The sequence below is a fragment of the Ramlibacter pinisoli genome (genome assembly GCF_009758015.1).
Classification (GTDB): Bacteria; Pseudomonadota; Gammaproteobacteria; order Burkholderiales; family Burkholderiaceae_C; genus Ramlibacter; species Ramlibacter pinisoli.
This window is the reverse complement of record NZ_WSEL01000003.1, coordinates 2,351,424-2,370,192: the sequence shown is the minus strand read 5'-3', so window position 1 is coordinate 2,370,192 and position 18,769 is coordinate 2,351,424. Positions and strand designations below refer to the sequence as shown.

Annotated in this window: 17 protein-coding genes; 16 read left to right on the top strand and 1 reads right to left on the bottom strand. The window is 72.1% G+C overall.

Annotation, left to right across the window (positions count from 1 at the left end; translation table 11 throughout):
• From GON04_RS12745 to GON04_RS12670, 16 genes are all read left to right on the top strand, one after another.
• Window positions 1-1,581 carry a DUF11 domain-containing protein gene (locus GON04_RS12745; RefSeq protein ID WP_157398215.1) on the top strand — a complete coding sequence of 527 codons (1,581 nt, stop codon included), beginning with the start codon at window positions 1-3 and terminating at the stop codon, window positions 1,579-1,581.
• A gap of 154 nt (window positions 1,582-1,735) precedes the next feature.
• Entirely contained in the window at window positions 1,736-2,536 is an 801-nt protein-coding gene (locus GON04_RS12740; protein WP_181654022.1) for a GntR family transcriptional regulator, read from the top strand.
• Between the two features lie 25 nt (window positions 2,537-2,561).
• Entirely contained in the window at window positions 2,562-3,767 is a 1,206-nt protein-coding gene (locus GON04_RS12735) for an ABC transporter substrate-binding protein (RefSeq protein ID WP_157398214.1), read from the top strand.
• A gap of 49 nt (window positions 3,768-3,816) precedes the next feature.
• Window positions 3,817-4,689, top strand: a complete 873-nt coding sequence (locus tag GON04_RS12730) for a branched-chain amino acid ABC transporter permease (protein WP_157398213.1) — start codon at window positions 3,817-3,819, stop codon at window positions 4,687-4,689.
• Entirely contained in the window at window positions 4,686-5,657 is a 972-nt protein-coding gene (locus GON04_RS12725) for a branched-chain amino acid ABC transporter permease (protein ID WP_157398212.1), read from the top strand. The genes GON04_RS12730 and GON04_RS12725 overlap by 4 nt, the downstream gene beginning before the upstream one ends.
• Complete coding sequence (locus GON04_RS12720; RefSeq protein WP_157398211.1) at window positions 5,650-6,402, top strand: ABC transporter ATP-binding protein; 753 nt, start codon at window positions 5,650-5,652, stop codon at window positions 6,400-6,402. Before GON04_RS12725 ends, GON04_RS12720 begins: the two co-directional genes overlap by 8 nt.
• Window positions 6,399-7,109 (top strand): ABC transporter ATP-binding protein, encoded by a 711-nt coding sequence (locus GON04_RS12715; RefSeq protein WP_157398210.1) that lies wholly within the window; start codon window positions 6,399-6,401, stop codon window positions 7,107-7,109. The genes GON04_RS12720 and GON04_RS12715 overlap by 4 nt, the downstream gene beginning before the upstream one ends.
• A gap of 32 nt (window positions 7,110-7,141) precedes the next feature.
• Window positions 7,142-8,098, top strand: coding sequence for a tripartite tricarboxylate transporter substrate binding protein (locus tag GON04_RS12710; protein WP_420821528.1), 957 nt, complete (start codon window positions 7,142-7,144; stop codon window positions 8,096-8,098).
• A 1-nt stretch (window position 8,099) separates the two neighbouring features.
• Complete coding sequence (locus GON04_RS12705; protein WP_157398209.1) at window positions 8,100-9,431, top strand: MmgE/PrpD family protein; 1,332 nt, start codon at window positions 8,100-8,102, stop codon at window positions 9,429-9,431.
• Between the two features lie 2 nt (window positions 9,432-9,433).
• On the top strand, window positions 9,434-10,405 hold the full coding sequence (locus GON04_RS12700; RefSeq protein WP_157398208.1) for a Bug family tripartite tricarboxylate transporter substrate binding protein: 972 nt from the start codon (window positions 9,434-9,436) through the stop codon (window positions 10,403-10,405).
• 2 nt (window positions 10,406-10,407) lie between these two features.
• Window positions 10,408-11,685 carry a 3-isopropylmalate dehydratase large subunit gene (locus tag GON04_RS12695; RefSeq protein ID WP_157398207.1) on the top strand — a complete coding sequence of 426 codons (1,278 nt, stop codon included), beginning with the start codon at window positions 10,408-10,410 and terminating at the stop codon, window positions 11,683-11,685.
• A complete protein-coding gene (locus GON04_RS12690; RefSeq protein WP_181654021.1) occupies window positions 11,682-12,173 on the top strand; it encodes a LeuD/DmdB family oxidoreductase small subunit in 492 nt (163 codons plus the stop codon). Before GON04_RS12695 ends, GON04_RS12690 begins: the two co-directional genes overlap by 4 nt.
• Window positions 12,174-12,186: 13 nt before the next feature.
• Window positions 12,187-13,659 carry a dihydroorotase gene (locus GON04_RS12685; protein WP_157398206.1) on the top strand — a complete coding sequence of 491 codons (1,473 nt, stop codon included), beginning with the start codon at window positions 12,187-12,189 and terminating at the stop codon, window positions 13,657-13,659.
• Window positions 13,656-15,008 (top strand): FAD-dependent oxidoreductase, encoded by a 1,353-nt coding sequence (locus GON04_RS12680; RefSeq protein WP_157398205.1) that lies wholly within the window; start codon window positions 13,656-13,658, stop codon window positions 15,006-15,008. The genes GON04_RS12685 and GON04_RS12680 overlap by 4 nt, the downstream gene beginning before the upstream one ends.
• Complete coding sequence (locus GON04_RS12675) at window positions 15,005-15,880, top strand: isocitrate lyase/PEP mutase family protein (RefSeq protein WP_157398204.1); 876 nt, start codon at window positions 15,005-15,007, stop codon at window positions 15,878-15,880. The genes GON04_RS12680 and GON04_RS12675 overlap by 4 nt, the downstream gene beginning before the upstream one ends.
• A gap of 148 nt (window positions 15,881-16,028) precedes the next feature.
• The gene (locus GON04_RS12670; protein WP_157398203.1) at window positions 16,029-16,979 is read left to right on the top strand and encodes a DMT family transporter; all 951 of its coding nucleotides are present in this window, start codon (window positions 16,029-16,031) and stop codon (window positions 16,977-16,979) included.
• On the opposite strand, the gene GON04_RS12665 is transcribed toward GON04_RS12670, so the two are convergent.
• Window positions 16,980-18,731, bottom strand: coding sequence for an ABC transporter ATP-binding protein/permease (locus tag GON04_RS12665; protein WP_157398202.1), 1,752 nt, complete (start codon window positions 18,729-18,731; stop codon window positions 16,980-16,982).
• Between the last annotated feature and the right edge of the window lie 38 nt (window positions 18,732-18,769).

The following is an 18,769-nucleotide window of genomic DNA, read 5'->3' as shown; positions in this document are numbered from 1 at the left end:
ATGGGGAACCGATTGCTGCACCGCTGGCTGTTGCTGGCGTTGCTGGTTCTGGGCGCCGGTGCCGCGCTGGCGGCGTCGCTGTTCTCACCGCCGTATGCGGCCGACATGTGTCCGGGCGACCGTTCCGGCACCAACCTCAACTGCACGGCCAACGACGTGCAGATCACCAAGATCGTGATCACCCCCGGCTCCAACCCGCCGGCCGGCTGCACCGGCGGGACCACCATCGCGCTGAGCCTGGACGTCACGATGCAGTTCGGCTCTTCGGACCGCTACGACGTCGGCATCTTCCTGTCGCAGGACGGCGCCAGCCCGCAGTTCATGTCGACCCGCAGCGGGGCCGGCAACACCGGCTCGGCCTCGTGCAAGGTGGCGACGCTGCCGCTGGGCACCATGTCCAACGGCGTGCCCAGCCCGTTCCCCAACCTGGAGACCAACAAGCCGGCCGACACCTGCGGCGACGGAGGCAAGTCCAGCGTGCCGACGACCGCCTACGCTAACTACTTCGGTTACAGCACCGGCACCGGCACCGGCACCTTCACCATCTCGCCGGTGCAGGTGACCTGCAAGGCGGCCACCGGCGGCAACCTGTTGAACATCCCCTTCGTGGTGACCTGGGACAACCAGCAAAGTCCCACCAGCGCCAAGGGCGGGCCCGGCGACTTGCCCGTCGACGGCATCTGCGTCGGAACGTCGAGCGTGATGCCCAACACCTCGTCCAAGTGCAGCGCCCCCTCGGGCATCCAGAACGAGGTGGCGGTGGTGACCCTGCCGGCGATCACCAAGACCAACGGCACCAGCAGCATCAGCCCGAGCGACACCACGACCTACACGATCAGCGTGCAGAACACCACCGGCGTGACGATCACCGGTTCCGTCTTCAAGGACCCCGCGGTCGCCAACCTGGCCGTGACCGGCCTGTCCTGCGCCGCCGCCGGCGGCGCCAGCTGCCCGACGGCGGCCAACCTCACGGTGGCCGCGCTGCAGGGCGCCGGCATCACGCTGCCGTCGATGCCGAATGCCTCCAGCCTGACCTTCACCGTCAACGCCACGCTCAGCGGCAACCCGACCGGCAACCTGGTCAACACCGCCTCCGTCACGGTCGGCGGCGTCGCCAACACCGCCGTCGACAGCGACACCATCGTCTACCCGACCCTGGTCAACCAGAAGCTGGTCACCGTGGTCAGCGACCCGGTTCGCGGCACCACCAACCCGCTGGCCATTCCCGGCGCGGTGGTCGAGTACACCCTGTCGATGAGCAACACCGGCCAGGGGCGGGTCGACAACAACACCGTGTTCGTGACCGATGCGATCCCAGCCAACACCGCGTTCTCGGTCGCCAGCCTGGGGGGCGTCCCGGCCAGCTCGCCGATCACCTTCACCGACGGGGCGACGACGAGCAACCTGACCGTGGCCGCGGCCGACATCCAGTACTCCAACAACAACGGCGCGACCTGGACCTACACGCCGGTCTCGACCGGTGGCTACGACGCCAATGTGACCAACATCCGCGTCAATCCCAAGGGCCGCATGGCCGCCGCCAGCTCCTTCGTCGTCAAGTTCCGCGTCCGCGTGAACTGATCCTGCGGCGCACGCTGCGCCGCGTCGGGCGGACCGACCCGTTGGCCGGACCTGCCGGCCGCGTGTCCGCCCATCCGTGGGCGGCGCGGGACGGCTCGCCACCACGGTTGTCCGCTCAAATGTCCCATTGACAGGACAATGGGCGCGCCACATCATGCGCCGCGTGAAGGCCGGCCTGCCGCTTCCCAAGTACCACCGCGTCTACCTGTTGCTGCGCCAGCAGCTGCAGGACGGCGAGTTCGCCGACGGCCTGCCCGGCGAGATGGCGCTGGTCAAGCAGTACGGGGTGGCGCGCGTCACGGTGCGGCGCGCGCTCGGGCAGCTGGCGGCCGAGGGCCTGATCTCGCGCCACCCGGGGCGTTCCACGCGGCCGACCGGCGTGGCGCCGTCCGAGCGGCCGGCCGCCGAGGCGCCGGCCCGCACCCAGCTCACCGGCCTGCTCGAGAACCTGGTCAGCATGGGCCTGCGCACCTCGGTGCGCGTGCTGGAGGCGGTCACGCTGCCGGCGCCGGCACCGGTGGCCGAGGCGCTGCGCATCGAGGCGGGCGGCCGGGTGCAACGCGCCGTGCGCGTGCGCAGCACCCGCGAAGGGCCGCTGTCGCGCATCACCACCTGGGTGCCGCTGGCGGTCGCGCCGGCGTTCACCCGCAAGGACCTGGCGCGCAAGCCCATCCTGCTGCTGCTCGAACGGGCCGGCGTCGCCGTCGGCCGCGCCGAACAGACCATCTCCGCCACCCTGGCCGACGCCCAGGTCGCCGCCGACCTCGACGTGCCGGTCGGCAGCGCCCTGCTGGCGGTGCGCCGCCTGATCTACGACGACCGTGAGCGGCCGGTGCAGTGGCTGCACGGCCTGTACCGCCCCGACCGCTACGAGTACGAGATGCAGCTGTCGCGCGTGGGCGGCATCGATGCCAAGGTGTGGGTCAGCCGGGAGCTGGCCGCGCAATTCCACTGACCCAGGACCTTTCCAGGAGAAGACCATGAGCAGCAACCGTCGCGATTTCCTCTCCCACTCCGCGGCCGCCGCCTCGGCGCTGGCCTTCCCGCTGGTGGCCGGCGCCCAGCCCAAGCCGGTGCGCATCGGCGTGCTGCACCCGGTGACCGGCGCACTGGCCTACTCCGGCCAGCAATGCCGCGAAGGCGCACTGATGGCGATCGAGGACATCAACAAGGCCGGCGGCATCAAGGCGCTGGGCGGCGCGAAGATCGAGGCGCTGCTGGGCGATGCGCAGTCGACGCCGCAGGCCGGCACGGCCGAGATCGAGAAGATGAACGAGGCCGGCGTCAGCGCCGTGGTGGGCGCCTTCGCCTCGGCGATCTGCCTGGCCACCACCCAGGCTGCCGCCAAGTACGGCCTGCCGCACGTGGTGGACGTGGGCGTGGCCGACCAGATCGTCGAGCGCGGCCTGAAGAACACCTTCCGCTTCGGCCCCGGCTACAAGAAGTGCGCCGAGATCGCGGTGGCCAACCTGCACGTGCTGAACACGGCGGCAGGCAAGCCGGCCAAGACCGTGATGGTCATCCACGAGGAGTCGCTGTTCGGCAGCGGCACGGCGCAGCTGCTCACGCGCGAGCTGCCCGGCTACGGCTACGAGGTGAAGGAGGTCATCAAGCACGCGAACCCGACGCGCGACTTCAACAACATCGTGCTGCGCATGAAGGCCGTCAACCCGGACATCGTGATCCCGGCCAACTACTACAACGAGTACGCACTGCTGGTGCGCACCATGCAGCAGCAGAAGGTCATGCCCAAGGCGATCTACTCGGTGCTGGGCGGCGCGGCCTCCAGCTACAAGTTCGTCAAGGAGTTCCCGGACGCGGCCAACGGCATCATCGACTGCAACCACTGGTTCAACCCCAAGGACAAGCGCAGCGCCGACCTGAAGAAGCGCGCCGAGGCCAAGGGCCTGTTCTTCAGCTACGAGCTGTTCATGACGTACACGTCGATGCGCCTGCTGGCCGATGCCATCGAGCGCGCCAAGTCGGTCGACCGCGCGGCCATCACCGCCGCGCTGGAGAGCAGCACCTACAGCGACCACATCATGCCGTACGGTCCCACCAGGTTCGTCAACGGCCAGAACCAGGGCGCGCAGCCGCTCATGACCCAGGTGGCCAAGGGCGACATCAAGGTGATCATCCCGCGCGACTACCGCGAGATCGACCCGGTGTTCCCGCTGAAGGCCTGAGCATGCGAATCCCGTCTTCCCGCCTGCGCGGGGATGACGGGATCAGGCGATGTTCGACCTCTCGATCCTCTTTCCCGCCGTGCTGAACGGCCTGACCACCGGCGCGGTGTACGCGCTGGTGGCGCTCGGCCTCACGCTCATCTACGGGGTGCTGCACATCATCAACTTCGCCCACGGCGCGGCGCTGATGGTGGCGCTGTACGGCGTGTACTTCCTGCGCGCGCAGTTCGGCCTCGATCCCTACCTGGCGCTGCCGGTCATGGTGCCGGCGATGTTCGCCCTCGGCTACGGGCTGCAGCGGGTGGTGATCAACCGCGCCAGCCACGGCAAGGACGAGAACATCCTGCTGGTCACGCTGGGCCTGTCGATCGTGCTGGAGAACCTGGCCCTGCTGGCGTTCCGCTCCGACACCCGCACCATCGAGACCGCCTACACCCTGGCCACGGTGCCGATCGGGCCGGCCATGATCGCCGTGCCCAAGCTGGCCGCCTGCGCCGGCGCGCTGGTCGCCTCGGCCGTGCTGCTGTGGATCGTGCGCCGCACCGACCTGGGCCGCGCGATCCGCGCCGTGGCGCGCGAGAAGCACGGCGCCCGCCTGATGGGCATCAACGTCGAACACGTGTACGCGATGAGCTTCGGCATCGGGCTGGCCTGCCTGGGCGCGGCCGCCTGCTTCCTGCTGCCGGCCTACTACGTCAACCCGCTGGTGGGCAACGGCTTCGTGCTGGTGGCCTTCACCATCGTCGTGCTGGGCGGCATGGGCAGCTTCGCCGGCGCGCTGCTGGGCGGGCTGCTGATCGGCGTGGTGGAGTCGCTCGGCGGGCTGTGGCTGGGCGAGTCGCTGGGCCAGATCGGCATCTTCCTGATCTTCATCGCGGTGCTGCTGCTGCGCCCGCAGGGCCTGTTCGGGGCGCGCGCATGAACCGCGACCTGCTGGCCATCGCCGCCTTCGCGCTCGCCGTCGCCGTGCTGCCGCTGGCCAGCGGTTCCGGCGTGCTGCTGAATCTCGCCATGACGGTGCTGTACGCCGCCCTGATGGCGCAGGCCTGGAACCTGCTGGGCGGCTACGGCGGCCAGTTCTCGTTCGGCCATGCGCTGTTCTTCGGCACCGGCGCCTACGCCCAGGTGATTGCGCAGCTGCAGTGGGGGCTCAATCCCTGGCCGGCGCTGGCGCTGGCGGTCGCGCTGGCGGCGGGCGTCGGCCTGTTCGTGGGCGCCCTGTCGTTCCGCTACGGCCTGCGCGGCTCGTATTTCGCGCTGGTCACGCTGGCGTTCGCCGAGGTGTTCCGCGTCACGGCGCTGTCGGTCCCGTTCACCGGCGCCGGGGTCGGCCTCATGCTGCCGCTGCGCGCCGCGCCCGCCAACATGCAGTTCGCCTCGCGCGCCGGTTTCGTCTGGCTGGCGCTGGCGCTGGTGGTCATCGCCCTGCTGCTGACGGCCTGGCTGCGCCACTCGCGCTTCGGCGCCTGCCTGCAGGCCGTGCGCGACAACGAGGATGCGGCACGCGCCATCGGCGTCGACCCGTTCCGCGCCAAGCTCGGCGCCATCGCCCTGTCGGCCGCGCTGATGGGGGCGGCCGGGGCGTTCTACGTGCAGGTGTTCCAGTACATCGACCCGGGCATCGCGTTCGGCCCGCACACCTCGGTCGAGGCGCTGGTGGCGGCCATCGTCGGCGGCATGGGCACCCTGTGGGGGCCGGTGCTGGGCGCGCTCACGCTGCACCTGCTGGCCGAGGCCACGCGCAACCTGTTCGGCAACCTGCCCGGGCTGAACATGGTGATCTACGGCAGCGTGCTGGTGCTGATCGTGATGTTCGCGCCGCGCGGCGTGGTCGGCACCGGCCGCTCGGTGCGCGGGCTGTGGGCCCGGCGCGGAGGCCCGCATGACTGAGCTGCTGCGGCTGGAGGGTGTCAGCAAGACCTTCGGCGGCCTGCGCGCCGTCCAGGCGGTGAGCCTGGCGCTGCCGGCCGGCCGGCTGTCAGCGCTCATCGGCCCCAACGGCGCCGGCAAGACGACGCTGTTCGCGCTGATGTCCGGCTTCCTGCGACCGGACGCCGGCCGCGTGCACTTCGACGGCACCGACATCACCGGCCAGCCGCCGCAGGCCAATGCGCGGCGCGGCATGGCGCGCACCTTCCAGATCGTGCAGCCCTTCGCCGCCCAGACGGTGCGGGAAAACATCGCCGTCGGTGCCCACCTGCACACGGCCCGGCGGGCCGAGGCGCTGGCACGGGCCGAAGCGGTCGCCAGGCGGGTGGGCCTGGGCAGCCTGCTCGACAGGCCGGCCGGCGACCTCACCGTGGCCGGCCGCAAGCGGCTGGAGCTGGCCCGCGCGCTCGCCACCCGGCCGCGGCTGCTGCTGCTCGACGAGGTGCTGGCCGGGCTCAACCCGCAGGAAGTGGCCGACATGCTGCCGGTGGTGCGCGGCATCGCCGACGAGGGCGTGACGGTGCTCATGATCGAGCACGTGATGCAGGCCGTGATGAACCTGGCCGCGCATGTCTGGGTGCTGGCCCAGGGCCAGCTGATCGCCGAGGGTCCGCCGGCCCGGGTGACGCGCGACCCGGCCGTCATCGAGGCCTACCTGGGCCACGGCACGGCGCGCCGGCTGGCGCAGGCGGGGACGCCGCCATGACGGCCCTGCTCGCCGTCGAGGGCCTGCACAGCGGCTACGGCCACGTGGAGGTGCTGCGCGGGATCGACCTGCAGGTGCAGCCGGGCGAGATCGTGGCGCTGCTGGGCAGCAACGGCGCCGGCAAGTCGACCTTCAACAACACCGTCAGCGGCATCGTGCCGGCGCGCCGCGGCCGCATCCTGTTCGATGGCCATGCCATCGCCGGCACGCACTACCGGGCCATCGTTCAGGCCGGCCTGATCCAGGTGCCCGAAGGGCGGCGCATCTTCCCCAACCTGTCGGTGCTGGAAAACCTGGAGCTGGGCAGCTTCACCCGGGCGCGCGAGCGGCGCGGACCCAACCTCGAGCGGGTCTTCGGCATCTTCCCGCGGCTGCGCGAGCGCACGCGGCAGCTGGCCGGCACCCTCAGCGGCGGCGAGCAGCAGATGCTGGCGATCGGCCGCGGCCTGATGGCCGAGCCACGCCTGCTGATCCTGGACGAGCCGTCGCTCGGCCTGTCGCCGCTGCTGGTCGAGGAGCTGTTCGGCCTGATCGGCCGGCTGCACGGCGAGGGGCTGGCGATCCTGCTGGTCGAGCAGAACGTCGGCCAGTCGCTCGAGATCGCGCAGCGCGCCTACGTGATGGAAAACGGCCTGGTGGAATTCTCGGGAACGCCGTCCGAGCTGCTGGCCAGCGACCGCCTGCGCAAGGCCTACCTGGGACTGTGACCATGCACCCCCTGCCCATGCACCCTTTGCACATGCACCGCATCCCGCGCCGCCTCCTGCTCGCTGCCCTGGCGGCCATGCCCCTGGCGGGGCGGGCCCAGGCCACGCCGCCGGTGCGCATCCTGGTCGGTGCGCCGGCCGGCGGCACCACCGACACCATGGCGCGGGCGCTGGCGCAGGAGATGGGCAAGGCCCTGGGCCGCACGGTGGTGGTCGAGAACCGCCCCGGCGCCGGCGGCAACATTGCCGCCGAGGCCGTCGCGCGCGCGGCACCCGACGGCACGACGCTGCTCATGAGTTTCACCAGCCACGCGATCAACGCCTCGTTGTACCCGTCGCTGCCGTTCGACCCCGAGCGCGACTTCACCCCGCTGACCCAGGTGTCCAGCACCACCGCCATGCTGGTGGCTCACCCGGCGCTGCCGGCCAACGACCTGCGCGGGCTGCTGGCGCTGGCCCGGGCGCGCCCCGGGCGCCTGAACTTCGCCATCGGCGCGGTCGGTTCGTCGATCCACCTGGCCGGCGATGCCTTCAAGATGATGGCCGGCGTCTACATCGTGAACATCCCCTACCGCGGCACGGCGCCGGCGGTGCAGGACGTGCTGGCCGGCCAGGTCGAGATGATGTTCGCCAACGTCGGCAACGTGCAGGCGCACGTGCGCGCCGGCAAGCTCAAGGCGCTGGGCGTCACCAGCGCGCAGCGGCTGCCGTCGTTTCCCGAGGTGCCCGCCATCGGCGAGGTGCTGCCGGGCTACGAGTCCAGCGCCTGGTTCGGCCTGTTCGGCCCGGCGCGGATGGCGCCGGAGCTCGCCAGGCGGCTGAGCGACGCGGCGCGCCAGGCGATCGCGACGCCGGAGGTCCGGCGGCGCATCGAGGCCGAAGGCGCCACGCCGGTCGGCAATGCGCCGCAGGAGTTCGCGGCCTTCGTGCATGCCGAGATCCCGCGCTGGGCGCGGGTGGTGAAGTACTCCGGCGCCAAGCCGGACTGAGATGCAGCCGGCCCCCGAAGCCCTCGTCGTCACCCCCGCGCTCGATGCCGTGGGCGAGTGGCTGTGGCCGGCGGCGCGCGAGCTGCCGCCCGCCGTCGTCGCGCGCACGCGGCGCCTGTGGCTGGACACGGCGGCCTGCGCCTTCGCCGGCCTGCGCGCAGCGGAACTCACGCGCTGGCTGGCGCTGCAGGCCGAGGGCGACGCCGGGCGCGTGCCCTTGCCCGGCTTGGCGACGCCGCTGTCCGCCTCCGCGGCCGCCACCGCTTTCGCCGTCGGCGCCTGCTGGGACGAGGCCTGCGAGGGCGTCGCGCTCGCGCACGGGCGGCCGGGCGTTCCGGTCGTCGCCGCGCTGTGGGCCCAGCTGGCGGTGCACGACGCGACGTGGGACCAGCTGTGGCGCGCCACGGCGGTCGGCTACGAGATCGGCGCCCGGCTCGGTGCGCGGCTGCGGATCAAGCCCGGCATGCACGTCGACGGCGTGTGGAGTGCGTTCGGCGCCGCCGCCGCCGTCGTCTTCCTGCGCGGGGGCGACTGGGCCTGCGCCCGGCGTGCGATCGAGGCCTGCGCGGCGCAGCTGCCGTTCAGCCTGTATCGCCCCATCCGCCAGGGCGCGACGATCCGCAACCTCTACCTGGGGCACAGCGCGTGGCTAGGGCTGCAAGCGGCACAGGCCGCCCTGTCCGACTGGACGATGCCGGCGGGCTGCCTCGACGACGTGCTGGCGCTGGCCCTGGATGGCGGGCAGGGCGCCGTGCTGCCCGGGCCCGGCGACTGGCTGGTCCTGCAAAGCTACTGGAAACCGTTCGCGGCCGTGCGCCACGTGCACTACGGCGCGCAGGCGTCACTGCGCTTGCGCGCCGCCCTGCCGGCCGGCGTCGTCCCGGACGAGATGCGCCTGACCGTGTATCCGGAGGCACTGCAGTACTGCCCGAACCGGGCGCCGGCCACGGCCATCGCGGCCCAGTTCAGCCTGACCTGGGGACTCGCCGCGGCGTGGATCCATGGCGCGCTCTCGCCGGCCGAGTTCCGCGGCGACCGGTTCGCCGACGAACGCGTGCGCCGCCTCGAGCAACGCATCGTCGTCGAGGTGGATGCGCAAGCTTTCCCGCCGCCCGCGCGCGGCGCCCGCCTGTTCGTGCGCCTGGGCGATCGCTCCTGGACCGTCGAGCAGGGCGCCGTCACCGGCGACGCCGGCCTGCAGCCGGACGAGTCCCAGGTGCTGGCGAAGTTCAGCCAGTTCACCGGCGCCGATGCCGCGATGGCCCAGTGGGCCGATCGTGTCCGCACCGACCCATCACGCGCGGCGGCCTGCCTGCCGCGCCCAGGAGCCTGACCATGGACAGACGCAGCATGATCCTCGGCGCCGCGGCGGCCGGCCTGGGCCTGCCGGCAGCGCGGGCGCAGGCCACCTTTCCGACCCGGGCCGTCACGATCGTCGTGCCGTTCGGGCCCGGGGGACCCACCGACCTGGTGGCGCGCCTCGTGGCGGAGAAGCTGGCCACGCGCTGGGGGCAGCCGGTCATCGTCGACAACAAGCCCGGCGCCGGCGGCAACGTCGGCTCGGCGCTGGTCGCCAAGGCGGCGCCGGACGGCCACACCCTGGTGCTGGGCGTCACCGGTTCGCACGGCATCAACGTCTCGCTGTTCCCGGCGCTGCCCTACCACCCGCTGCGCGACTTCGAGCCGCTCACCCTGGCCACCCTGTTCCCGAATGCGATCGCGGTGCACCCGGGCGTGCCGGCGCAGAACCTGCGCGAGCTGCTGGCGCTGGCGCGCAGCAAGCCCGGCCAGCTGAGCTACGGCTCCGACGGCAACGGCACCGCCTCGCACCTGGGCGTCGAGTTGATCAAGACCGATGCCGACGTCTTCATCACCCACATCCCCTACCGCGGCGGGGCGTCGATGCTCGGCGACCTGGCGGGCCGCCAGATCGATGCCGGCATCACGGGGCTGCCGGCGGCGCTGCCCCTGGCCAGGGCCGGCAAGATCCGTATCCTCGCGGTGACCACCGCCGAACGCACGCCGGCCGCGCCCGAGCTTCCCACCGTCGCCGAACAGGGCTTCCCGGGCTATGCCGCCGCGCCCTGGGCCGGCTTCTTCGCGCCCAAGGGCGTGCCGCCGGCCGTGCTCGCCCGCCTCTCGGACGACCTCGTCTGGGCGCTGACCCAGCCGGACGTGCGCCAGCGCATGGCCGAGGGCGGATCGACCATCGTGGCCAGCAAGCCGGAGGAGTTCCGGCGTTTCCTGCAGGCCGAGATCGCGCGCTGGGCGCGCGCCGTCCAGGCGTCCGGCGCCAAGATCGACTGACCATGGCTGCCACCCTGGCCAGCAAGCTGATCGCGCGCGCCTGCGGGCGCGCGGCCGTCACGCCCGGCGAGATCGTCACCTGCCGGGTCGACCTGGCGATGTTCCACGACTCCTCGGGGCCGCGCCGCCTGCAGCCGATGCTGGAGCAACTGGGGGCGCGGCTGTGGGACCCGGACAAGGTGGTGCTGGTGATGGACCACTACGTGCCCGAGCGCGACGACGAGTCGCGCCGCATCGTGCGCATCGCGCGCGACTGGGCGCGCGAGCAGGCGCTGCCGCACGTCTACGACAGCCAGGGCATCTGCCACGTGGTGGTGGCCCAGCACGGCCACGTGCGCCCCGGCATGTTCTGCGTCGGCGGCGATTCGCACTCGCCCACCGGCGGCGCATTCGGCGCCTACATGTTCGGCATCGGCAGCACCGAGATGCTGGGCGTGGTGGTCACCGGCGAGATCTGGCTGCAGGTGCCGCGCACGCGGCTGATGCACTGGTCGGGCCGGCTGGCGCCGGGCGTGGGCGCCAAGGACATGATGCTGCACATGATCGGCCGCCTGGGCATGAACGGCGGCCAGTACCAGGCGGTCGAATACGCCGGCGAGGCGGTGCGTGCGCTGGCCATGCAGGAGCGCATGACGCTGTCGAACATGGCGGCCGAACTCGGTGCGCAGGCCGGCCTGGTCGCGCCCGACGAGGTCACGCGCGCGTACCTGCGCGATGCCGGGGTCGAGGTCGGCGAGCTGTCGCACTGGCAGACCGACCCCGGCGCCGCGGTCGAGCGCATGGACTTCGATGCCGCCGCGCTGGCGCCGCAGGTCGCGGCGCCGCACAGCCCGGCCAACGCCGGCGACGTCGGCCGCTTCACCGACCGCGCCGTCGACGTCGCCTACATCGGCGCCTGCACCGGGGCCAAGCTCGACGACCTGCGCATGGCCGCGACCGTGCTGCGCGGGCGCCGGGTCGCCGCGGGAACCCGGCTCATTGTCGCGCCCGCCAGCCGGCTGGACCAGGATCGTGCCGAGCGCGAGGGCCTGATGCAGGTCCTGCGCGACGCCGGCGCCCAGGTCGGCGCCACCGCCTGCGGCGCCTGTGCCGGCTACGGCGACACGCTGGCCGACGCGCGCACCGTCATCTCCAGCACGGCGCGCAACTTCCGCGGCCGCATGGGGTCGACCGCCACCGACGTCTACCTGGCCTCGCCGGCCACGGTGGCGGCCTCCGCCGTCGCCGGCCGCATCTGCGATCCGCGCGACCTGCTGCGCGCGCCGGAGGCGGCGGCGTGACCGGCCCGCACCGGGTCTGGCAGGTCGGCGCCGACGTCGACACCGACGCGCTCGCGCCGGGCGCCTACATGAAGCTGGGCATCGAGGGCATCGCGCCGCACTGCCTGGAAGCGCTGCGGCCGGACTTCGCACGGGCGGTGCGGCCCGGCGACGTGCTGGTGGCGGGGCCGAACTTCGGCATCGGCTCCTCGCGCGAGCAGGCCGCCGGCGCGCTGGTCCACCTGGGCCTGGCCGCCGTCATCGCGCCGTCCTACGGCGGCCTGTTCTTCCGCAACGCATTCAACCTGGGGCTGCTGCTGCTGACCTGCAGCGAGGCCCAGGCCCTGCACGAGGGCGACACCGTCGCCATCGATCCGGCGGGCCCCGCCGTGGTCGCGCCGGACGGCCGGCTGCTCGCGTGCGACCCGGTGCCCGATTTCCTGCTCGCCATGGTGCGCGCCGGCGGCCTGTTCCGGCTGCTGCAGCAGCGCCTCGCCCCCAACCCCTGACCCTGGAGCCTGCATGCCTTCCCCTGTGTACGACCTGCTGATCAAGAACGTCCGCGTGGTGCGCCCGAACGGCAACACGGTCCACGCGAGCGACATCGCCATCCAGGGCGACAGCGTGGCCAGGGTGGCGCCCGGCATCGACGCGCAGCTGGCCAAATCGGTCTACGACGGCGGCGGCAAGCTGGCCTTCCCGGGCGTGGTCGACGCCCACATGCACAGCGGCATCTACTCGCCGCTGGAAGAAGATGCCATCAGCGAGAGCAAGGCGGCGGCCGTCGGCGGCGTGACCTCCAGCCTGAACTATTTCCGCACCGGCCAGTACTACCTGAACAAGGGCGGGCCGTACGCGAAGTTCTTCCCCGAGGTGCTCAAGATCGCCAAGGGGCGCTTCCACGTCGACTACGGCTTCCACCTGGCGCCGATGGACCGCAAGCACATCGACGAGATCCCGATGCTGGTCGACAAGCACGGCGTGGCCAGCTTCAAGATCTTCATGTTCTACGGCTCGCACGGGCTGCACGGCGCGTCGGACGCGCAGCGCGAGTTCCTGATGATCGGCGACGACGAGCGCTACGACCTGGCGCACTTCGAGTTCATCATGCGCGGCATCCAGCGGGCGCGCGAGGCCATGCCCGAGCGCGCGCAGCAGATCTCGCTGTCGCTGCACTGCGAGACGGCCGAGATCATGACGGCCTACACCCGGCTGGTCGAGAAGGACAAGTCGCTGCGCGGCCTGGCGGCCTACAGCGCGGCGCGCCCGCAGCATTCGGAGGGGCTGGCGGTGTTCATCGCCAGCTACCTGGCCCACGAGACCGCGCTGCCCAACATCAACCTGCTGCACCTGTCGTCGCGCAAGGCGGTGCAGGCGGCGCTGATGATGGCCGACGTGTTCCCGCACATCGACTTCAAGCGCGAGGTGACCATCGGCCACCTGATGCTGGACGTGACCTCCAAGGCGGCGGAACTGGCCAAGGTGAACCCGCCGATCCGCCCGCGCGAGGACGTGGAGTTCCTGTGGCAGGCGCTGCTCGCCGGCGAGCTCGACTGGGTGGTGTCCGACCACGCCTGCTGCCGCCACGAGACCAAGATCCCCAAGCGCTACTTCGGCAACATCTGGATGGCCAAGAGCGGCTTCGGCGGCACCGAGTACCTGCTGCCGGCCCTGGTGAGCGAGGGCACGCGGCGCGGCATGGACTACAACCACATGGCCCGCGTGCTGAGCTGGAACCCGGCCCAGCGTTTCGGCCTGAACCGCAAGGGCGACATCGCCGAGGGCTTCGACGCCGACATCGCCCTGGTCGACCCTTCGCACACCTGGACCATCCGGGCCGGCGATTCGCCCTCGACCCAGGGCTACACGCCCTTCGAGGGGCTGGAGCTGTCGGCCCACGTGGACGCCACCTTCCTGCGCGGCCGCCTGATCAGCGAGAACGGGCAGGTGCTCGGCAAGCCGCAGGGCCGCTACCTGCACCGGCCGACGGCATGAACGATCACCAGCCCGCGGTGCTGCCGGCGCAGCGGCTGGCCGCCGAGGCGCCGGCGCTGCCGGTCGCCATCGTCGGCGCCGGTGCCTGCGGGCTGGTGGCGGCGACGGTGCTGCGCGACGCCGGCATCGACTGCGTGCTGCTCGAACGCGACGCCCGGCCGGCCGGCTCGACGGCGCTGTCGTCCGGCTTCATCCCGGCCGCCGGCACGCGCGCCCAGCGGGCCTGCGGCATCGAGGACAGCCCGGAGCGCTTCGCCCGCGACATCCAGGCCAAGGCCAAGGGCCACGCAGCGCCGCATTTGGTGCGCGCCTACACCGAGGCCATCGCGCCGGCGCTGGACCACCTGGAGCAGCGGCACGGCATCGCCTTCGAGCTGCTGGACGGCTTCCTGTACCCGGGCCATGGCGTGCGCCGCATGCATGCGGTGCGCGAGAGGACCGGCGCCGCGCTGATGGCGCAACTGGAACGGGCCGCCACCGGCGCCGGCGCCTGGCTGGTGGGCGATGCCACCGTGCGCGAGCTGTACGTGGACGACCAGCGGCGGATCCAGGGGGTCGGCTACCGGCGGCCGGACGGCACGCTCGAGCAACTGCGCTGCCAACAACTGCTGCTGGCGTGCAACGGCTTCGGTGGCCATGCCGCGATGGTCGCGCAGCTGTTGCCGGCGATGCGCGACGCCACCTTCGCCGGCCATGCCGGCAACGACGGCAGCGCCATCCGCTGGGGCCAGGCCCTGGGCGCGCGGCTGGCCGACCTGGGCGGCTACCAGGGCCACGGCTCCTGGGTGGTGCCGCACGGCATCCTGATGACGTGGGCCGTGATGGCCGAAGGCGGCGTGCAGCTCAACCGGCTGGGGCGGCGCTTCCACGACGAGACGCACGGCTATTCCGAGGCCGCCGTGGAGGTGCTGCGGCAGCCGGACGGCATCGCCTGGAACGTGTTCGACGACCACCTGCTGGCGCTGGCACGCGGCTTTCCGGACTTCCAGCAGGCCGAAGCGGCCGGCGCCGTGCGCAGCGCGCCCGACCGGGCCGCGCTGGCCGCGCTGATCGGCTGCCCGGTCGAGGCGCTCGACCCGGCGCTCGACCGCTTCACGCCGCCGTTCCATGCGGTGAAGGTGACCGGCGCGCTGTTCCACACCCAGGGCGGGCTGGACATCGACGCGCAGTGCCGCGTGCTCGACCAGCAGGGGCGGCCTTTCCCCAACCTGCTGGCCGCCGGCGGCACCGCCCGCGGCGTCTCGGGCGATGCGGTCTGGGGCTACCTGTCCGGCAACGGACTGCTCAGCGCGGTGGCAGGTGGCTGGATCGCCGCCCGTACCGCCATCACGACGGGAGGTTGCGCATGACGCTGCGGCAACGCTTGGCCCGGGCCGAGGTCCTGCTCGCGCCCGGCGTGTACGACGCGCTCACCGCGCTGGTGGCGCAGCAGGCCGGCTTCGAGGCGCTGTACCTGTCGGGCGCCTCGATCGCCTACACCCGGCTCGGCCGCTCCGACATCGGGCTCACCACGCAGACCGAGGTGGCCGACACGCTGGCACGCATCACCGAGCGGGTGCCGTTGCCGGTGATCGTCGACGCCGACACCGGCTTCGGCAACGCCCTGAACGTGCAGCGCACGGTGCGCGAGTTCGAGCGCGCCGGTGCCGCCATGGTGCAGCTGGAGGACCAGACCTTCCCCAAGCGCTGCGGCCACCTCGACGGCAAGGGTGTGGTGCCGGCCGGCGAGATGGTGGGCAAGCTGCACGCCGCGCTCGACGCCCGGCGCAGCGCCGACACGCTGGTGCTGGCGCGCACCGACGCGGTGGCGGTGGAAGGCTTCGAGGCCGCGCTGGAGCGCGCCGAGCGCTACCTGGAGGCCGGCGCCGACGCCCTGTTCATCGAGGCCGTGCGCACGCCGGCGCAGATGGACGCCGCCTGCGCGCGCTTTGCGGCCCGGGTGCCGCTGCTGGCCAACATGGTCGAAGGCGGCAAGACGCCGGTGCAGTCGGCCGCCGAACTGGGCGCGCGCGGCTTCCGCATCGTCATCTACCCGGGGGGAACGGCGCGCGCGGTGGCGCACCTGCTGCAGCGCTACTACGGAAGCCTGCGCCACCATGGCAGCACCGCGCCGCTGCGCGGCGAGATGCTCGACTTTGATCAGCTCAATGCGCTGATCGGGACCCCGGAGCTGCTGGCGCAGGGCCGGCGCTACGACGATCCAGGCCCGCCCGGTTCCTGATCGGCCCTGCTGTCCAACGAAGGTCTGCAGGTGCGCGCCGGGGCACGACTTTCGTTGTTCGGCACCGGTGAATATTCCACGCCGCCCAGCCGGCGCGGCGAGGATGGGCCATCCCAGCGGCCTATAGTTCCCGCCATGGAGACAGTGCATGCCGGGTGACGGCGCCCGGTCGCGCCACCCCTGGGTGCGGCGCGCCACGCTGGCCCGGCGCCGGGCGGACCGCCTGCCGCCGGCGGTGCGCGGCCTGTTGTGGTCGGTGCTGTCGGGGCTGCTGTTCGTGGTGCTCAACACCATCATGCGTGGCCTGGCGCTGGAGCTCGATCCCTACCAGACGCAGTTCCTGCGCTACCTCGCCGGTTTGGTCGTCATGCTGCCGCTGGTGGTGCGCAGCGGCGTGGCCACCTACTGGCCGAAGAACGTCGGAGGCCAGTTCACGCGCGGCTTCGTGCACACGCTCGCGCTGTGGCTGTGGTTCAGCGCCATCCCGTTCATCACGCTGGCCGACACCACCGCCATCGGCTTCACCACCCCGATCTTCGTCATGATCGGTGCCGTGCTCGTGTTCAAGGAACCGATGCGCTGGGAGCGCTGGCTGGCCGCGGCGATCGGCTTCGCCGGCGTGCTGATCGTGGTCGGCCCGCAGCTCACCGGGGCCGGCGGCCGCTACACGCTCTTCATGCTGGCGTCCGCACCGGTGTTCGCCGCCTCGTTCCTGATCACCAAGGGACTGACGCGCTACGAGCGGGCCGAGGTGATCGTGGTCTGGCAGGCGATCAGCGTCGCCGCCTGCAGCCTGCCGCTGGCGCTCGCCCACTGGCATCCGCTCGGCGTCACGCACGGGCTGCTGTTCCTGCTGTGCGGCCTGCTCGGGAGCGCGGGCCACTACTGCCTGACGCGCTCGTTCAGCGTCGCCGACATCTCGGCCACCCAGTCGGTCAAGTTCCTCGACCTGGTGTGGGCCACCGCCCTGGGCTTCCTGGTGTTCGGTGACCTGCCCAGCCAGTTCACGCTGGCCGGCGGCGCGGTGATCTGCGCCTCGACCGTGTGGATCGCCCGGCGCGAGGCGCGCGGCCGGCTGCAGGCGCGCGCGCCGAGCTGATCAGGCCTCGCGCAGGGCCCAGGCCGGGCCCGGCGCGCCGTTGCGCACCAGTTCCCAGCGGCGTCCGTGCAGGGGCTCCAGCGACGGGCGGTGCGCGATCGACACCAGCCCGCCGCCGCGGCGGTCGAGGCGCTCGATCAGGCGCCGGTACAGCACCTGCTCGGCCTCGGCGTCCAGCGCGCCCGTCGCCTCGTCGGCCAGCACCCAGCGCGGGTCCTTCAGGAACACGCGCGCCAGCGCCAGCCGCTGGCGCTCGCCGCCCGAAAGCTTCTGGCTCCAGGCGTCCTGGTCGTCCAGGCGCTCCTTCAGGTCCGGCAGCAGGGCGTCGTCCAGCGCCTGGCGCAGGGCGTCGTCGCCGTAGTGCGCCGCCGCCTCCGGGTAGGCAAGCGCATCGCGCAGCCGCCCGTCCGGGAAGTAGGGCTGCTGCGGGATCGCCATGGTGTCGGCCGGCACGGTGACCCGGCCGTGGGCGAACGGCCAGATGCCGGCGATGGCGCGGAACAGGGTCGACTTGCCGCTGCCCGAGGGGCCCTTCACCAGCACGTGGTCGCCGGGGCGGGCCCGCAGCGCCAGCCCGCCCAGCAGCGCCGCGCCGCCGGGCAGGGCCAGGTCGAGGCCGTCGGTGGCCAGTTCCTCGCCGACGGCGATCTGCGCGCCGGCAGGCTGGGCTTCCTGCGCCGTCACGCTGTGCTCGAAGCTCGTCAGGCGGTCGGCCGTGGCCCGCCAGGCGGCCAGCGAGCTGTAGTTGTCGACCAGCCAGGCCAGCGAGTCCTGCACCTGGCCGAATGCCGACGCGATCTGCATCAGCTCGCCGAGCTGGATGGCGCCGCTGAAGAAGCGCGGCGCCGCCACCAGGAACGGGAACACCACCGCCGCCTGGCCGAAGAAGCTGGTGAACCAGGTCAGGTTCTTCTGCGCCTTCAGCAGCTGCAGCCAGTTGCGCAGCACGTGCGAGAAGCGCAGGTCCAGCTGCTGGCGCTCCACGGCCTGGCCGCGGTCCAGCGCGATGGCCTCGCTGTATTCGCGCACCCGCACCATGTGGTGGCGGAAGTCGGCCTCCAGCCGCTGCTGGCGGAAGTTCAGCGGGATCTGCACCCGGCCGATCCAGTGCGTCAGCAGGCTGCCCACCAGGCAGTAGGCGATGGCGGCCCAGACCATGAAGCCCGGGATCGCATAGGCCGTGCCGCCGACCGTGAAGCTGAACGTTCCGCTGAGCGTCCACAGGATGCCGACGAAGCTGACCAGCGTCACGACCGCATTGAGCAGGCCCATGCTCAGCGAGACCGAGGAGGAGGTGAACAGGTTCAGGTCTTCCTGGATCCGCTGGTCGGGGTTGTCGGGGCTGCCGGCGGCGGCGTTGAAGCGGGCCAGCTCCATCCGGTAGAACGCGTGGCCGTGCAGCCAGCGCCCCAGGTAGTAGCGCGTCATCCAGGCGCGCCAGCGCATCTCCAGCAGCTGGGTGAGCCAGAAGCGGTACACCGCGACCACGATCAGCGCGAAGGCCAGGTAGGTGAAGCGGCCCAGCTGGTGCCAGAACACGGCCTGGTTCTTGTCCTGCAGGGCGTCGTAGAAGGTGCGGTTCCAGTCGTTGAGCAGCACCAGCAGGTACACCGAGGCCAGGTTGAGCACGACGATGGCCGCCAGCAGCCCGCGCGCACGCCATTTCTCGTCGGAGCCGAAGTAGGGCGTGGTCAGCGCCCAGATGCGGCGCGTGGTGGCGGCGGCGGCCGCGAAGCGTTCGGTCAGGGTCATGGTGGGTCCCGGGGATGCCCGGGCATCCTAGCCGCGCG

Bases quoted from the DNA above. Each gene is read 5' to 3' on its own strand.
- GON04_RS12745 (WP_157398215.1), top strand. From the start codon at position 1: ATGGGGAACCGATTGCTGCACCGCTGGCTGTTGCTGGCGTTGCTGGTT.
- GON04_RS12740 (WP_181654022.1), top strand. From the start codon at position 1,736: ATGCGCCGCGTGAAGGCCGGCCTGCCGCTTCCCAAGTACCACCGCGTC.
- GON04_RS12735 (WP_157398214.1), top strand. From the start codon at position 2,562: ATGAGCAGCAACCGTCGCGATTTCCTCTCCCACTCCGCGGCCGCCGCC.
- GON04_RS12730 (WP_157398213.1), top strand. From the start codon at position 3,817: ATGTTCGACCTCTCGATCCTCTTTCCCGCCGTGCTGAACGGCCTGACC.
- GON04_RS12725 (WP_157398212.1), top strand. From the start codon at position 4,686: ATGAACCGCGACCTGCTGGCCATCGCCGCCTTCGCGCTCGCCGTCGCC.
- GON04_RS12720 (WP_157398211.1), top strand. From the start codon at position 5,650: ATGACTGAGCTGCTGCGGCTGGAGGGTGTCAGCAAGACCTTCGGCGGC.
- GON04_RS12715 (WP_157398210.1), top strand. From the start codon at position 6,399: ATGACGGCCCTGCTCGCCGTCGAGGGCCTGCACAGCGGCTACGGCCAC.
- GON04_RS12710 (WP_420821528.1), top strand. From the start codon at position 7,142: ATGCACCGCATCCCGCGCCGCCTCCTGCTCGCTGCCCTGGCGGCCATG.
- GON04_RS12705 (WP_157398209.1), top strand. From the start codon at position 8,100: ATGCAGCCGGCCCCCGAAGCCCTCGTCGTCACCCCCGCGCTCGATGCC.
- GON04_RS12700 (WP_157398208.1), top strand. From the start codon at position 9,434: ATGGACAGACGCAGCATGATCCTCGGCGCCGCGGCGGCCGGCCTGGGC.
- GON04_RS12695 (WP_157398207.1), top strand. From the start codon at position 10,408: ATGGCTGCCACCCTGGCCAGCAAGCTGATCGCGCGCGCCTGCGGGCGC.
- GON04_RS12685 (WP_157398206.1), top strand. From the start codon at position 12,187: ATGCCTTCCCCTGTGTACGACCTGCTGATCAAGAACGTCCGCGTGGTG.
- GON04_RS12680 (WP_157398205.1), top strand. From the start codon at position 13,656: ATGAACGATCACCAGCCCGCGGTGCTGCCGGCGCAGCGGCTGGCCGCC.
- GON04_RS12675 (WP_157398204.1), top strand. From the start codon at position 15,005: ATGACGCTGCGGCAACGCTTGGCCCGGGCCGAGGTCCTGCTCGCGCCC.
- GON04_RS12670 (WP_157398203.1), top strand. From the start codon at position 16,029: ATGCCGGGTGACGGCGCCCGGTCGCGCCACCCCTGGGTGCGGCGCGCC.
- GON04_RS12665 (WP_157398202.1), bottom strand. From the start codon at position 18,731: ATGACCCTGACCGAACGCTTCGCGGCCGCCGCCGCCACCACGCGCCGC.